Annotated in this window: 14 protein-coding genes and 1 pseudogene; 8 read left to right on the top strand and 7 right to left on the bottom strand. The window is 66.7% G+C overall.

Going from position 1 to position 14,421, the window contains the following annotated elements; all coding sequences use genetic code 11:
• Positions 1-71: 71 nt before the first annotated feature.
• Complete coding sequence (gene gnd, locus JVH1_RS35095) at positions 72-971, top strand: phosphogluconate dehydrogenase (NAD(+)-dependent, decarboxylating) (RefSeq protein WP_009473163.1); 900 nt, start codon at positions 72-74, stop codon at positions 969-971.
• A gap of 34 nt (positions 972-1,005) precedes the next feature.
• On the opposite strand, the gene JVH1_RS35090 is transcribed toward gnd, so the two are convergent.
• Positions 1,006-1,782 carry a helix-turn-helix domain-containing protein gene (locus JVH1_RS35090; RefSeq protein WP_043777771.1) on the bottom strand — a complete coding sequence of 259 codons (777 nt, stop codon included), beginning with the start codon at positions 1,780-1,782 and terminating at the stop codon, positions 1,006-1,008.
• A 91-nt stretch (positions 1,783-1,873) separates the two neighbouring features.
• On the opposite strand from JVH1_RS35090, the gene JVH1_RS35085 reads away from it, so the two are divergent.
• Positions 1,874-2,671: a sulfite exporter TauE/SafE family protein gene (locus JVH1_RS35085; RefSeq protein ID WP_009473165.1), complete on the top strand. Its 798-nt coding sequence runs from the start codon at positions 1,874-1,876 to the stop codon at positions 2,669-2,671.
• A 123-nt stretch (positions 2,672-2,794) separates the two neighbouring features.
• Here the strand turns inward: JVH1_RS35085 and JVH1_RS35080 are convergent, their stop codons facing one another.
• Positions 2,795-3,661 carry a helix-turn-helix domain-containing protein gene (locus JVH1_RS35080; RefSeq protein ID WP_371113068.1) on the bottom strand — a complete coding sequence of 289 codons (867 nt, stop codon included), beginning with the start codon at positions 3,659-3,661 and terminating at the stop codon, positions 2,795-2,797.
• Between the two features lie 179 nt (positions 3,662-3,840).
• Between JVH1_RS35080 and JVH1_RS35075 the strand changes: the two genes are divergently transcribed.
• The 5 genes and pseudogenes from JVH1_RS35075 to JVH1_RS35055 all read left to right on the top strand — a co-directional run bounded on the left by JVH1_RS35075 (position 3,841) and on the right by JVH1_RS35055 (position 8,594).
• Positions 3,841-4,767, top strand: coding sequence for an alpha/beta hydrolase (locus JVH1_RS35075; RefSeq protein WP_371113067.1), 927 nt, complete (start codon positions 3,841-3,843; stop codon positions 4,765-4,767).
• A 41-nt stretch (positions 4,768-4,808) separates the two neighbouring features.
• Entirely contained in the window at positions 4,809-5,735 is a 927-nt protein-coding gene (locus JVH1_RS35070) for an alpha/beta hydrolase (protein WP_009473170.1), read from the top strand.
• 230 nt (positions 5,736-5,965) lie between these two features.
• Positions 5,966-6,379 (top strand): annotated as a pseudogene (locus tag JVH1_RS35065) (nitroreductase); the annotation flags it as partial.
• Positions 6,380-6,477: 98 nt separating this feature from the next.
• Positions 6,478-7,953, top strand: a complete 1,476-nt coding sequence (locus JVH1_RS35060; protein ID WP_009473172.1) for an MFS transporter — start codon at positions 6,478-6,480, stop codon at positions 7,951-7,953.
• Positions 7,950-8,594 (top strand): TetR/AcrR family transcriptional regulator, encoded by a 645-nt coding sequence (locus JVH1_RS35055; RefSeq protein ID WP_009473173.1) that lies wholly within the window; start codon positions 7,950-7,952, stop codon positions 8,592-8,594. Before JVH1_RS35060 ends, JVH1_RS35055 begins: the two co-directional genes overlap by 4 nt.
• A gap of 24 nt (positions 8,595-8,618) precedes the next feature.
• On the opposite strand, the gene JVH1_RS35050 is transcribed toward JVH1_RS35055, so the two are convergent.
• The 4 genes from JVH1_RS35050 to JVH1_RS35035 all read right to left on the bottom strand — a co-directional run bounded on the left by JVH1_RS35050 (position 8,619) and on the right by JVH1_RS35035 (position 12,452).
• Entirely contained in the window at positions 8,619-9,020 is a 402-nt protein-coding gene (locus JVH1_RS35050; protein WP_009473174.1) for a cupin domain-containing protein, read from the bottom strand.
• 11 nt (positions 9,021-9,031) lie between these two features.
• On the bottom strand, positions 9,032-9,916 hold the full coding sequence (locus JVH1_RS35045) for an aldo/keto reductase (protein WP_009473175.1): 885 nt from the start codon (positions 9,914-9,916) through the stop codon (positions 9,032-9,034).
• Between the two features lie 83 nt (positions 9,917-9,999).
• Positions 10,000-11,406: an MFS transporter gene (locus JVH1_RS35040; protein WP_009473176.1), complete on the bottom strand. Its 1,407-nt coding sequence runs from the start codon at positions 11,404-11,406 to the stop codon at positions 10,000-10,002.
• Entirely contained in the window at positions 11,403-12,452 is a 1,050-nt protein-coding gene (locus JVH1_RS35035) for an alcohol dehydrogenase catalytic domain-containing protein (protein ID WP_043777786.1), read from the bottom strand. The genes JVH1_RS35040 and JVH1_RS35035 overlap by 4 nt, the downstream gene beginning before the upstream one ends.
• A gap of 101 nt (positions 12,453-12,553) precedes the next feature.
• On the opposite strand from JVH1_RS35035, the gene JVH1_RS35030 reads away from it, so the two are divergent.
• Positions 12,554-13,453, top strand: coding sequence for a helix-turn-helix transcriptional regulator (locus tag JVH1_RS35030; RefSeq protein ID WP_009473178.1), 900 nt, complete (start codon positions 12,554-12,556; stop codon positions 13,451-13,453).
• Between the two features lie 82 nt (positions 13,454-13,535).
• On the opposite strand, the gene JVH1_RS35025 is transcribed toward JVH1_RS35030, so the two are convergent.
• A complete protein-coding gene (locus JVH1_RS35025; protein ID WP_043777789.1) occupies positions 13,536-14,351 on the bottom strand; it encodes a bifunctional allantoicase/(S)-ureidoglycine aminohydrolase in 816 nt (271 codons plus the stop codon).
• Positions 14,352-14,421: the final 70 nt, after the last annotated feature.

Raw genomic sequence — 14,421 nt, 5'->3', positions numbered from 1 at the left:
GAGGCGACCCCGAAACCGCCGTAGACATAGACATCGGCACGATACCGAGAATCGAGAATGGAACGGTGACGATGAAACTGGGACTGGTCGGTCTGGGCCGCATGGGTCTGAACATGCGTGAGCGGTTGCGCGAACGCGGACTCGAGGCGATCGGATACGACCCTCACGCCGCCGCCAGCGATGTGGACAGCCTCGAATCGTTGGTCGAGTCGCTTCCGGCACCGCGGGCGGTGTGGGTGATGGTGCCTGCCGGTGCGCCGACCCGTCAGGTGATCGGGCAGCTTTCGCGCCTGCTCGCGCCCGGTGACCTCGTCGTCGATGGCGGCAACTCCCGGTTCACCGACGACAAGGTGAACGCGGACATCCTCGCCGAACACGGCATCCGCTACCTCGACTGCGGCGTCTCCGGCGGAGTGTGGGGACGCACGAACGGCTACGCGCTGATGGCCGGCGGCGACGCCGCCGACGTCGACCGGTTGATGCCGGTCTTCGACGCGCTGCGACCGAACGGTGACCGTGAGGACTCCTTCGTCCACGCCGGCGCGGTCGGTGCCGGCCACTACGCGAAGATGGTGCACAACGGCATCGAGTACGGGTTGATGCAGGCCTACGCCGAGGGGTACGAGCTGCTCGCCGCCGAGGACTCGATCGTGGACGTTCCCGCAGTCCTGCGTGCCTGGTCCAAGGGCACCGTCGTGCGGTCCTGGTTGCTCGACCTCCTGGTGCAGGCCCTGTCCGAGGATCCCGACCTGGCCGCGATCTCCGGCTACACCGAGGATTCCGGCGAAGGCCGCTGGACCGTCGAAGAAGCCATCGCACACGCGGTTCCCGCGCCGGTGATCTCCGCCGCACTGTTCGCGCGGTTCGCCTCCAGACAACACGATTCGCCCGCCATGAAAGCCGTTTCGGCGCTGCGTAACCAGTTCGGTGGGCACGCCGTCCGACGTTCCGAACCCGCCGGGATCGCCTGAACAGTGACGGCCTCGACCCGACCTGCCCGGCAATTCACCGGTGCGTGTCCTCGCGGCGGCCGGCGGCGGACGGCGCCATTCCGAACTCGCGGCTGAAGGCGAAGGAGAAGGCTGCGGGAGATGCGTAGCCGAGAGTCGAGGCGACCCGAGTCACCGGCTGCGACCGGAGCATCGGGATGGCTGCCAGCAACCGAGCCCGCAGGCGCCAGGCCGCCGGACTGACCCCGACCTCGCGTAGGAATCGCCGGGTGAAGGCGCGTTCGCTCATCGCCACTCGGCCCGCCCACTCGGCGTTCGTCACGCCGACCTCCGGCTTGCCGAGATAGGACCGGCACAACGCGACCAGGTCGGCCGACGTGGGCAGCATCAGGTGCAGGGGCAGCGACCTGAGCGTTGCCAGCTCGAACAGCAGCAGTGCCGCGATGGCGCCCTCCCTACCGTCGCGTTCGTACTCGGCGGGTAGATCGGCGGCGACGAGCAGCAATTCACGGAGCAGCGATGACACCTCGACTACGACGCACGCCATGGGCCACCACGGCACCGCAGCTGGTTCGATGTAAAGACTGCTCGTACTCACACCGAGCATCCGTACCCGATGCCGTGTGGCCGGCGGAATCATGACGCCCTGAGCCGTGGGCACCGTCCAGGTTCCGTTGTCGGTCTCGACGACCATTGTTCCTGTAGCTCCGTACAGGAACTGCGCACGACGGTGTTCGTGCCAGTCCAGCACGAAGCCGGCCGGATAGTCGGTCGCGATCGGGAGCACGTCCCGCTCGATACTGTCGATGTCGCCGAGCGGGACATTTCTCACCACACCCAACCTACCGGCTGACTCTCGAAAGAAATCGACTGACATTCGATTGTCGCCGCTACAGCGATACGGTGAACTGGACCGAGTGAATATGTTCGTTCTCGTTCTCATCGGCCTCGTGACCGGGTTGACCACCGTCCTGTTCGGTTTCGGCGGCGGGTTCGTGACCGTCCCGGTCGTCCTGTGGGCAGAAGCAGGGCTCGGCGACTCGGCCGCCCGGGTCGCAGTCGCAACATCCGCGGCGGTGATGATGGTGAATGCTGCCGTCGCCACGTCCGCAACCTCCCGCACGGTGCTGCGTCACTTGCGTGACTCTCGTTGTCTGCTCGCACTTCTCGGTCTCGGAGGCGTGGCAGGCGCGTTGCTCGCCCGGCTCGTACCCGGCGCAATCATCCAGTGGGGGTTCGTCATCTACCTCGTCGGGACGATCGTTGATGTCCTGGTGCGGCCGGGCTTCTTCCGTCCGGCGGCGCCGCACACCACCGACTCTCGGCAACGGTTCGCCATACCGACCTCGCTCGGGCTACCGATCGGCGCGAGCGCAGCATTTCTCGGCGTCGGCGGCAGTGTCATGACGGTGCCTCTCCTGCGCCGCTCCGGACTGACGATGGGTGTCGCCACCGCACTCGCAACCCCGCTGACCCTCGCCATCAGCCTGCCGGCAGTTCTGATCTTCCTCGTCGGCCGCGGTCCCGGATCACCCGCCGGCGCCGCCCTGGCCGGCTCCATCGACCTGGCCGCGGCCCTGGCGCTTCTCCTCGGCGCACTCCCAGTGATCGTCACGCTGAGGCGACGCCCACCCCGTCTGCCCGACCGTGTCCACGCGGTCGGTTACGTGCTGCTCCTCGTCGCGGTCACCATGACCACTGTGCTTGCTGCGCTTCGGTAACCGCAAGCGCGTATCCCGCCGACACGGGAGGAAGGATCACGCCGGTGCCGCCCACACCCAACGACGTCCGTGAACCCACCGGGGTAAGCCACGTCGACGGTAGCCGACTCTCCTTCCCGGACTTCAGGAATGCTGATGTTCGGGCCGGTCGGATGCGGCCCAGCTGGAGAGCAGGCGGAGAGCCTCCTCGGAGGAGGAACCTGGCGACGCGGTGAATCCGAACAGGGTGAGACCGGCCGCGCTGGCAACCTCGAGCGCCTCGAAACGCAGCGTCAGGTCACCGACGACCGGATGATGGAACCGCTTGGTGCCGCGCCGGTGCGCCTTGATGTCGTGAGCCGCCCAGCGAGTGCGGAACTCGTCGCTGCGGGTAGCGAGCTCGCCGACGAGACCGGTGACCGCCGCCGAGTACGGCGACCGCGCCGCCTCCACCCGCGGCATCGCGACGGCGTCGTCGGCCGCGTTGTTCCAGTCGGGGAACGTTTCGTCGGCGCGGCGGTCGAGGAAGATGAACCGGGCCAGGTTGGGCACGCCGTCCACGCGGTCGTACACGTCGGCGTACAGCGCGCGACCGAGCGCATTGGCGCCGACGATGTCGAGGTGACCATTCTGCACGACGGCGGGGGCGGTGATCATCGCATCGACGAGCGCCTGGACCGGCTCCGGCATCTCGACACGCGCCTTGGCGGGCTTACGCCTGCGGGGCTTCGTGGCCGTGGCGCGGGCGAGGGTGAACAGATGCTTCGTCTCCTCGTCGTCGAGTCGCAGCGCGGTCGCGATGGCGTCCAGCACCTCGTCGGACACACCCGACACGCCGCCGCGTTCGATCTGTACGTAGTACTCGGCGCTCACTCCGGCGAGCAGTGCGACTTCCTCGCGACGTAGCCCGGCGACCCGACGTCGGCCGCCGGCGGGCAGGCCCACCTGGTCGGGTGTGATGCGTGCGCGGCGGGTCGTCAGGAAGTCCTTGATCTCCTTGGCGATCTCCATACCTGCAGCCTAGGGACCTCCGACAGCCCGAGGGAGAGGCTGCCGGTACCCCCGATAACCGGCCTCTGGTACAGCCCCGCGCGTCGCAGCAGAGTGATGAGTGCGGGTCGCGGACATCGTCCACGACGCAATGAGATTCAGACCGCCGGGCTCCGGCGGAGACGAAGGGAGATCAGTTCATGGCCACCGAGAGGATCGAGACCGTCAGCGTCAAGACCCCGTACTGGGACATCGCGGCGGACATCTACTTCCCGCCCGGATTCGACGAGACGAAGAAGTACCCGGCCATCATCAGCGCGCACCCCATCGGCAGCTGCAAGGAGCAGACGTCCGGCAACGTGTACGGCACCGCCCTCGCCGACGCCGGCTACGTCGTCATCGCATTCGACGCCAGCTACCAGGGCGCCAGCGGCGGCGAACCCCGATTCATCGAAGACCCGGCGCAACGAGTCCAGGACTTCGGCTTCGTCGTCGACCACCTCGTCACCCTCCCCTACGTCGACGCCGACCGGATCGGCGTGCTCGGCATCTGCGGCGGCGGCGGATACTCCATCGCCGCCGCGAAGACCGACCGACGCATCAAGGTCGTCGGCAGCGTCGTCGGCGTCAACTTCGGCCACCTCCTGCACGAGGCGTTCAGTGCCTACGACCCGATCGCAACACTGGACGCGATCGCCGCGCAGCGCACCGCCGAGGCCCGCGGCGCCGAACCGAATGTCGAGAACCTGCTGCCGCCCACCGTGGACGCGGCGGCCGGGACGGGACTCGACGTCGTCGAGGCCACCGACTACTACAAGACACCCCGCGGGGAGAAGCCGAACGGCGCCACCCGCAGCCTGATCTCACGACGAGCAGCGGGATACGGGTGGGACGCCTTCACCCACGCCGAAGTACTCCTCACCCAGCCGCTGTGTGTCGTCGTCGGCGACAAGCCCGGTGCGTTCGGTTCCTACCGTGACGGCCTCGAAATCTACCGCCGCGCCCGCTCCGAGACAAAGCAACTCGTCGTGGCCGAAGGCTTCTCGCACTACGACCTGTACGACCAGCCCGAGCCCGTCACGATCGCCCTCGACGCCCTGATCCCGTTCTACGACACCAACCTCTGACCACGCGCGACAACACCCCCATCAAAGAAAGAGACACAGCAATGGACAGCATCACCTTCCCCAACGGCCCGATCGCCATGGCCGGCAACCTGTTTCTGCCCGACAACTTCGATCCGCAGAACAGCTACGCGGCCGTCGTCACCGTGCACCCGGGCGGCGGTGTGAAGGAGCAGACCGCGGGCCTGTACGCCGCGAAGCTCGCCGAGGAAGGCTTCGTGGCACTGGCCTACGACGCCTCGTTCCAGGGCGAGAGCGGTGGCGAGCCGCACCACCTCGAGGACCCGGCAGCGCGAGTCGAGGACGTGCGCGCGGCCGTCGACTTCCTGCAGAGCCTGGACTACGTGGACGCCGAACGGATCGGTGTTCTCGGGGTCTGCGCCGGCGGCGGGTACGCCGTGAACGCGGCCCTGACCGACTACCGGATCAAGGCCGTCACCACCGTCAGCGCCCTGAACATCGGCACCTCGTTCCGCCGAGGGTGGTACGGAACCGACTCCGACGCGGCCGCGGTGCCCACACTGCAGGCCGTCGCTCAGCAGCGGACCGCCGAGGCCCAGGGTGCAGATCCGGCGTACATCCCGTACGTTCCGGAACAGCCGGACGAGAGCACCCCGCGCGACCTGGTCGAGGCACACGATTACTACCTCACCCCGCGTGCGCAGCACCCGAACGCGAAGAACAAGCAGCTGTTCACCAAGAGCATCTCCCGGATCTTCACATTCGACGCGTTCCACCTGGTCGAGGACCTGTTCACGGCACCGCTGCTGATCGTCGCGGGCAGTGAAGCCGGTTCGCTGTGGATGTCCACCGAACTGCACGGCCGGGTGCGCAGCCCCAAGAAGCTGGTGGTCGTCGACGGCGGCGCCCACATGGACTTCTACGACGTGCCGAAGTACGTCGACCACGCCGTCGCGGAGGCGACGCCGTTCTTCCGGGAGAACCTCGCGGCTCGCCCAGTCGAGAACTGACACCAGCCCGACCCGGTCCTCCCGGCCTCTGGAATCCCCAATGGCTCGGGAGGACTCGGCATCGCCACTCCAGCTTCCGGGTACCAGCTCAATGGTTCGGGCTTGCAACAGATCCGGCATGCCACCGACGCCACGTGAACTGTTCTACTCCCCCACCACGTCAGGGGCCCATCCCATCAATCGCTTCTCGATGACCGAGAACGCAGCTTCGCGCGGAAATGCATTTTATAGTCTACCGTGAACGGCGCCGCGCCAGCGGTTGGCAGCTGTATCAGGCCGTCGGCGTGGAGCGCGGCGACCGCGAAGCCTCGGCCCTCCAGGCGTTCGAAAACTTTCGCTTCTTCGGCGCGCCGCACGTCGCGATCATCACCACCGACGCGGTGCACGGGGTGTACGGGGCCGTCGATACCGGCCTGTACGTGGGCACATTCCTACTCGCGGCGCGGAGCCTCGGACTCGGGGCAATCCCCCAGGCCGCGCTCGCCAGTCATTCCCCGCTCATCCGCAAGCACTTCGACATCCCCGCCGATCGAAAGATCTTGGTCGGCATCTCGTTCGGCTTCGCAGACACCGACCACCCGGCCAACAACTACCGCACCACACGGGCGCCGCTGAACGAAGTCGTGACGCGGATCCGCGAATAAGCATCCGGGAACGACGGAGGCGATGTCGCGCTGACCTCCGCTTCGAATGATAGATTCTCCGCATGCGGAGTGAACGCTCCGCTTTGTTGGGAGAATCTATGAAAACCGCTTCACGGCGGACGCACCATCAGTTGACGTTCGCCGTTCTCACCGTGGGCGTCGGCGCCTATGCCCTGCTGCAGTCCCTGGTGATGCCGGTGTTGCCCACCCTCGAGTCCGCGCTGGGCACGACACAGACCGATATCACCTGGGTGTTGACCGCCTACCTTCTGTCGGCGTCGATCTTCACCCCGGTCATGGGACGCCTCGGGGACATGCACGGCAAGAAACGGGTGTTCGTGATCGCGCTCGTCGCACTGGCCGCGGGGTCGCTGCTCGCGGCCCTGGCCACCTCGCTGTCCGTGATGATCGCCGCCCGGGTGATCCAGGGCATCGGTGGCGGTGTGCTGCCGTTGGCGTTCGGCATCATCCGCGACGAGTTCCCCGAGGAGAAGGTGGTCGGAGCGGTCGGCATCATCGCCGCGCTCACCGCCGTCGGCGCCGGTCTGGGCATCGTCCTGGCCGGACCTATCGTGACCGTGCTGGGCTTTCACTGGCTGTTCTGGATTCCGCTGATCATGGTCGTCCTGGCCGGGTTGGCCGCGCAGATCCTGGTCCCCGAGTCGCGTGTTCGCACCGCCGGGAAGATCAACTGGCTCACCGCACTGCTGCTGTCCGGCTGGCTCGTCGCGTTGCTGCTCGGGGTCAGTCAGGCACCGACCTGGGGCTGGGGCTCTCCGATCGTCATCGGACTGCTGGTCGCCGCCGCCGTCCTCGCCGCGACCTGGGTGGCCGCCGAAGCGCGATCCGCCAACCCGCTGATCGACATGAGAATGATGCGGATCCGCAGCGTCTGGGCCGCCAACCTGGTGGCCCTGCTGATGGGAGTCGGGATGTACGCCGCGTTCGGCTTCCTCCCGCAGTTTCTGCAGACACCCCCCTCGGCCGGATTCGGCTTCGGCGCCTCGGTCACCGAATCGGGCCTGATGCTGCTGCCGTTGAGCGTGGGAATGTTCCTGCTCGGACTCGCCTCCGGCCGCCTGGCGACTCGACTGGGGTCGAGAAACCTGGTGATCGCCGGCTCGATCGTCAGTGCGATCGGCTACTTCGTGGTGGCATTCCTCCACGAGACCGAGACGGACATCTACCTCGCCACGGCCTTGACCGGAATCGGTTTCGGCCTGGCCTTCTCGGCGATGTCGAACGTCGTCGTCGCAGCGGTGCCGTCGGAACAGACCGGTGTCGCCAGCGGCATGAACGCGAACATCCGCACGATCGGCGGCTCACTCGGCGCCGCGTTCATGGCCAGCGTCGTCACCGCCGGGGCGTCCACGTCGGGGGTGCCGCAGGAATCCGGCTACACCAACGGCTTCGTCATGCTGGGTGTGGCAGTGGCCCTCGGCGCCGTCGCGGCCCTGTTCATCCCGGCGATGAAGCGGGACGAGACCACGAATCTCGAACCGTCGCCCGAGCTGCGGCACCCGGAACTCGCGCTGGTCGCCGGCGGCACACTGGTGGGCGACGAATCCGAATGAGGTCCGACATGAGCGATCCGGCAGGCGGCAAGGCACTGCGCCGCGACGCCGCGGAGAACCGGCAACGGCTACTCGATGCGGCAGCGACCGTGTTCAGTGCCCGTGGCCTCGACGTGGGGGTCGACGAAATCGCCCGGGTCGCCGGCGTCGGCATCGGCACCCTCTACCGCCGGTTCCCCACCAAGGATGCACTGATCAGTGAACTGGTTCGACAGGTGCTCGAAGACTTCCTCACCCTGGCCCACGAAGCCCTCTCCGCGCCGGAGGGCGAGGGCCTCGAACAGGTGCTCTACGGCAGCGGTGCCATCCTCGCGTCGAACCGCGGATGTCTCTCTCGCATGTGGAACGACGATCAGACCACAGTTCTGAGGAACGACTATCGCCGGATCCTGTTCGAGTTGCTGGCGGGGGCCAAGCAGCACGGCCGCATCCGCGAAGACGCCACCGAGGCCGACCTGGACCTCATCTTCTGGTCCCTCCGCGGCGTCGTCTCGACGACACGCGGCGTCACCGACACCGGCTGGCGCAGAATCCTCGCGGTCATGATCGCGGGATTGCGGCCCGGCGCGGAAAGACTCGATGCGGCACCGCTGAGCGCACAGGACGTCGCACAAATCATGGAAAATTTGTGGCCTCGATAAGGTGCGGCGGGTGGCGAGGGAACACTACCCCGTCAGGTATTCGTCGTCGGTGACGTGCTCGAGCCAGGTCGTGGTGGTGGCCGGGTCGTCGGCGTTGTCGAGCATGGCGAGGTGTTCCATGAACGAGTCGGCACTTGCTCCGTGCCAATGTTGTTCGTTCGGTGGGCAGTAGAGGGTTTGACCGGCGTGTGCTTCGACCTTCGGTCCGCCGCGGGACTTTACCCAGGCAGTTCCTTCGGTGATGTGCAGGGTCTGACCGTGGGCGTGCGAGTGCCACGCGGTGCGGGCGCCGGGCGCAAAACGCACTTTCGCCACTACCATTCGCTGACCGGGGTCGCGGGGAAAGGCGATACGGTCGAGCCAGACGTCACCCGTGAATTGCTCGGGCGGGTTCTTGGTCGTCGGGGTGTGGGGATCGATCTGCATTGCTGTACTCCTCAGGCTTCGGGGATCTCGAGGCCGTATGTCTTGCGGGTGATGTCGTCAGGTTCCGGGCCGCCGCGCACACCGGTGTCGAGAGCGTCGATCGCGGCGAGTTGATCGGCGGTGAGCTCGAAGTCGAAGACCTCGAAGTTCTCGGTGATCCGGGACGGGGTGACCGATTTCGGGATCACCTGACGTCCCTGCTGCAGGTGCCACCTCAGCATCGTCTGGGCCGGCGTCTTGCCGTGTGCCGCTGCGATCGACTGGAGGGTGGGATCGTCGAGTGTGGAGCCGTGGGAGCCGTTGCGGTAGAAAGTGATGCCGCCGATCGGGGACCATGCCTGCGACACGATCCCGTGTTCGGCGTTGGCCGTGAGCACGTCGGATTGGCGGAAGTACGGGTGTACCTCGATTTGGTTGACCGCCGGCACCACCGATGTCTCGTCCCGCAGTCGCGTGAGGTGGTCGGACATGAAGTTGCTGACACCGATGGCGCGGACGCGTCCGTCCGCGAGCAGCGTCTCGAGCGCCTTGTAGGCCTCGACGGTGAGGGCGAACTCGCCAGGGAGAGCCTGGTGCAGTATCAGCAGGTCGATCTGCTCGATTCCGAGTTTGCGGGCACTCTTGTCGAACGCGTGCAGCGTCGCGTCGTAGCCGTAGTCGGTGATCCAGATCTTGGTCTCGACGAAGATGTCCGAGCGATCGATGCCCGAACGGCGTATGGCTTCGCCGACCTCGCGTTCGTTCTGATAAGCAGCTGCGGTGTCGATGTGCCGGTATCCGGTCTCCAATGCCGCCTCGACCGCTGCAACGGTGTCATCAGGCGGCGTCTGGTACACACCGAAACCCAGTGCCGGCATTGTGATTTCGTTGTTCAAGGTCAATTGGAGGATGGTCATGTTTCAACCTTAGGTTCGGTCTGCGCGCGCTGGGAGTGCCTGTCGAACCAGGTACCGGCAGTACCTGGTTCGACCAGCGGATGTCATTCGACGGGCCGGTGTCGTGCAGCGGGCACGATCACCATGAGGACGACGACCAGTGCGAGGACCAGCAGTACGGTGCCGCCGGTGAGCGCGGCGCCGACGTGCTCGGTCACCGCTGCTGGTCCGTCGAGGTTGGCGCCTGCGTCGGCCGCGAGTGCAGCGAGAATGCCCAAACCGAGTGCCATTCCGAGTTGGTGCGCCGTGTTGACCAGTCCGGATGCCGCGCCGGCGTCCGCCGAATCCACACCGGCGATTCCTGCGTTCGTCAGCGGCCCGAACGCCAGGCCTTGCCCGGCGCCCACCAGGACCATCGGTAGTGCAACGTCCATGAGATACGTATCGAGTGGGCCGATGCGGCTCAGCCATGCCATACCGGCCAGGGTCAGCGCCGTCCCGGTAGCGAGCAGAGTCCCGTTCGACAGCCGGGCGCCCAGCCGGGGCACCATGAGTGCGACGACGAAGTTGACGAGGGTCATCGGCAGGAAGCCGAGCCCGGCGTGCAGTGGGGAGAAGCCGAACCCGTCCTGGAGCAGTTGGGTGGTGAAGTAGAAGAATCCGATCATCGCCCCGAGGTACAGCAGGCGAGCCGAATAGGCGCCGGCGCGTTCGCGACTGCGGAACAACCGCAGCGGCAGGATCGGTTGCTGCACCCGACCCTCGTGAACGACCAACCCGACCAGCAGGAGAGCCCCGAGTGCCAGAGCGGCCTGTACCCGTGCCGATCCCCAACCTGCCTCGGCGGATTCGATGATCCCGAAGATCACGGCGCCCATGCCGAATGTCGCACCGAGAGCACCGATCACGTCGAACCTTCCGGTTCGCCGTGGTGTTTCGACGAGCACTGTGCGAGACCAGACAATCAAGGCGACCGCGATCGGGACGTTGACCAGGAAGGCCGCTCGCCAGGAGATCCACTCGGTGAGCGCACCTCCGACCAGAAGGCCGAGGCTGGCGCCGATACCGGCCGTTGCGGCATACCAGGCAATGGCCCTGTTGCGGGCCTCGCCGTCGAAGTAGGTCGTGATCAACGCCAACGAGGTCGGTGCGACGATCGCCGCACCGATTCCCTGCACCGCGCGGGCGGCGATCATCCACCATCCCGCGGGCGCGATTCCGACGAGCAAGGATGCGGTTCCGAAAATCGCGAGACCGATCCTGAACAGTCGGCGCCGCCCCACGATGTCCCCCGCGCGGGCAGCCAACAGGAGCAGACCACCGAAGACCAGGGTGTAAGCGTCCTGAACCCACGACAACGCCGCCGATGACAGGTCGAGTCCGGATCGGATGCTCGGCAACCCGGTGAAGATCACCGAGTTGTCCAGCAACACCATGAAATAGCTTGCCAGGATGATACCCAGAATCGCGGTCCGGGAGGTCGTGGCCCGACCGGACACAGCGGTGGTCACGGCCGGACCGCGACCTTGAGCGCGTCGCGGGCATCCATCGCGGCGTAGCCCTCCGGCGTCTGGCCGAGACCGACGGTGCGGTCGAACACCTTCCCCGGCTGGACAGTGCCGTCCAGGACCGCCGGAAGCAGCTGCTCGATGTAGGCGCGCACCGGTGCCGGACCACCGGTCAGCGTGACGTTCGGCCCGAACAGGCTCCCGAACCCGACTGGCGCGTCCTCGTACTGGGGCACCCCCACCCGACTGATCACTCCACCCGCGCGGACGACGCCCACCGCCTGGTCGTAGGCCGGCCGGTAACCGACTGCCTCGAGGACGACCGCGCTGCCCAGTCCGCCGGTCAGCTCACGAACCTTCGCGATCCCCTCCTCGCCACGCTCGGCAACCACATCGGTCGCGCCGAACTCGCGACCGAGATCGGTCCGCCCCTGGTGCCGCCCCATCAACACGATCTGCTCGGCACCGAGCAGGCGAGCCGACAGCACGGCCGACAATCCCACCGCCCCGTCACCGATCACGGTCACGACACTGCCCGCGCCGACGCCGCCGCGGACCGCGGCATGCCAGCCGGTGCCATACACATCCGACAACGTCAGCAAGGAGTTGAGCAGCGCATCGTCGGCGTCCTCGCCCACCGGCACCGTCACCAGCGTGCCGTCGGCCAGCGGCACCCGGACCGCCTCGGCCTGACCACCCGCCGTACCCAGCGAGGCGTCGTTCCAGAACCCGCCGCGCACGCACGAGGTCTGCAGACCCGCAGTGCAGAACACGCACGTGCCACACGACACCGCGAACGGTGCGATGACGAAGTCGCCGACCCGTAACGTCCTCACATCCGAACCGATCGCTTCTACGACACCGATGAACTCGTGGCCCATCGATCTGCCCGCAGGTTCGGCGTCCATGGAGTGATAGGGATGCAGGTCGCTGCCACACACGCAGGCCCGCACGATCCGTACCAGAGCGTCGGTGGACGACTGGATGGTGTGATCAGGAACATCGATGACGCGGACGTCGCCCGCGCCGAACATGTACGTCGCTTTCATGCCACCCAGTTGAGCTCCATTCGGGCCGCCCGGGGAGTCACGGACGTTCCGGGTACTGCCAGTACCTCCCACATCCGGCGGCCACTGCCTACCGTGGACTCATGAGTTCGACCGACCTGCGCACCGAAATCCGCGAGTTCCTCAGCACACGGCGCGCACGCATCACCCCGGAACAGAGCGGACTACCCGTGTTCGGCGGCAACCGCCGTGTCAAAGGACTGCGCCGCGAAGAGGTCGCCATGCTCGCCGGTGTCTCGGTCGACTACTACGTCCGCATGGAACGCGGCAACCTCGCCGGCGCCTCCGACAGCGTCCTCGACGCCCTCGTCTCCGCCCTGCAACTCGACGACGCCGAACGTGACCACCTCTTCGCTCTCGCCCGGCAAGCACAGGCAAGCACCACCCGCCGCCCCCGCACTCCGCCGGTGACGGTCCGCCCGGCAATCCAGCAAGTACTCGATGCCATCACGGACGCACCGGCCTGGGTCCGAAACGGCCGCCACGACATCATCGCGATGAACGACCTCGCGCGCGCCCTCTACTCCCCTGTGCTCGCCGACCCCCGCCGCCCCGCCAACACAACCCGATTCGTCTACCTCCACCCTCAGGCAGCCGAAGAATTCTTCGTCGACTACGACACCATCGCCAGGGACGCCGCCGCCATGCTCCGACTCGAAGCAGGCCGCAACCCCCACGACAAGGCGCTCATCGCGCTGGTCGGGGAACTGTCCACCCAGAGCGAACTCTTCCGCCAACGCTGGGCGTCACAGGATGTCCGATTCCATCGCAGCGGTCGAAAACGCCTGCGCCACCCCGCCGTCGGCCAACTCGACCTCGACTTCGAAGCACTCGAACTGCCCTCCGAACCCGGCCTCCAACTCAACATCTACACCGCAGCCGCCGGCACACCCTCCGCCGACGCCCTCAAACTCCTCGCCTCCTGGGCCGCCAGCCAGGATCAGCTCGGCACCGAACACGACGCTCCCAGCAGGCCGCATTGACCCCTGCGCACAGGCGATCGGTGGGCCGCCACCCTTGCGACAACGGCAGCGGCACACAGGATCATGACCAGATTCAGGAGAGTCAGAGTTGGAGGCCGGCGTGCCGGTTGGTGTCTTTGTAGAGCAGATAGCGGAAGCGACTCGGCCCGCCCGCGTAGCACGCCTGGGGGCAGAAGGCACGCAACCATAGGAAGTCGCCCGCTTGCACTTCGACCCAATCCTTGTTGAGCAGATACACCGCCTTGCCCTCGAGGATGTACAGGCCGTGTTCCATGACATGCGTCTCGGGGAACGGGATCGCACCTCCCGGTTCGAAGGACACGATGTTGACATGCATGTCGTGGCGGATGTCGGTCGGATCGACGAACCGCTGGGTCTTCCATGCGCCATTCGTGTCGGGCATCTCGACGCCCTCGATATCTTGCTCCCGGGTCACGAAGGACTCGGGCACCTCGATGCCGTCGACCTGCGCATAGGCCTTGCGGATCCAGTGGAACGTCGCGGTGGCCGGACCGTGGTTGTGCAGATTCCACCGGGCGCCGGGAGCGAGGAAGGCGTAGCCGCCCGCGTCCAGCACATGCTCGACCCCGTCGAGTGTGAGAGTCAGCGCACCGTCGACAACGAACACGACCGCCTCGGCGCCCGGATCGGCATCGGGACGGTCACTACCGCCACCGGACGAGACCTCGACGATGTACTGCGAGAAGGTCTCCGCGAATCCGGACAACGGCCGCGCCAGCACCCACGCCCTGGTCCCGTTCCAGTGCGGCAGCAGACTCGCGGTGATATCGCTCATCGTGCGACGCGGCAGGACTGCGTAGGACTCCGTGAAGACCGCGCGGTCGGTGGTCAGATCGGTTTGCGGCGGCAGGCCGCCTCGCGGAACGAAGTAGTTCATGCTTTCCTCATCGGGTTGTCGGGACAGCGGCGGTGGCGAGCCACCGGTGATGTCGATCGTCCGCCTGTGG

It is taken from the genome of Rhodococcus sp. JVH1, assembly GCF_000280725.2.
Classification (GTDB): domain Bacteria; phylum Actinomycetota; class Actinomycetes; order Mycobacteriales; family Mycobacteriaceae; genus Rhodococcus_F; species Rhodococcus_F jostii_A.
Note: the sequence above shows the minus strand (reverse complement) of the source record. Positions and strands in the feature narration are given on the sequence as shown.

Excerpts from the sequence above, each read along its gene's own strand:
- JVH1_RS35025 (WP_043777789.1), bottom strand. The coding sequence starts at position 14,351 with ATGAACTACTTCGTTCCGCGAGGCGGCCTGCCGCCGCAAACCGATCTG.
- JVH1_RS35080 (WP_371113068.1), bottom strand. The coding sequence starts at position 3,661 with ATGGAGATCGCCAAGGAGATCAAGGACTTCCTGACGACCCGCCGCGCA.
- JVH1_RS35035 (WP_043777786.1), bottom strand. The coding sequence starts at position 12,452 with ATGAAAGCGACGTACATGTTCGGCGCGGGCGACGTCCGCGTCATCGAT.
- gnd (WP_009473163.1), top strand. The coding sequence starts at position 72 with ATGAAACTGGGACTGGTCGGTCTGGGCCGCATGGGTCTGAACATGCGT.
- JVH1_RS35030 (WP_009473178.1), top strand. The coding sequence starts at position 12,554 with ATGAGTTCGACCGACCTGCGCACCGAAATCCGCGAGTTCCTCAGCACA.
- JVH1_RS35055 (WP_009473173.1), top strand. The coding sequence starts at position 7,950 with ATGAGGTCCGACATGAGCGATCCGGCAGGCGGCAAGGCACTGCGCCGC.
- JVH1_RS35070 (WP_009473170.1), top strand. The coding sequence starts at position 4,809 with ATGGACAGCATCACCTTCCCCAACGGCCCGATCGCCATGGCCGGCAAC.
- JVH1_RS35085 (WP_009473165.1), top strand. The coding sequence starts at position 1,874 with ATGTTCGTTCTCGTTCTCATCGGCCTCGTGACCGGGTTGACCACCGTC.
- JVH1_RS35045 (WP_009473175.1), bottom strand. The coding sequence starts at position 9,916 with ATGACCATCCTCCAATTGACCTTGAACAACGAAATCACAATGCCGGCA.
- JVH1_RS35060 (WP_009473172.1), top strand. The coding sequence starts at position 6,478 with ATGAAAACCGCTTCACGGCGGACGCACCATCAGTTGACGTTCGCCGTT.
- JVH1_RS35050 (WP_009473174.1), bottom strand. The coding sequence starts at position 9,020 with ATGCAGATCGATCCCCACACCCCGACGACCAAGAACCCGCCCGAGCAA.
- JVH1_RS35075 (WP_371113067.1), top strand. The coding sequence starts at position 3,841 with ATGGCCACCGAGAGGATCGAGACCGTCAGCGTCAAGACCCCGTACTGG.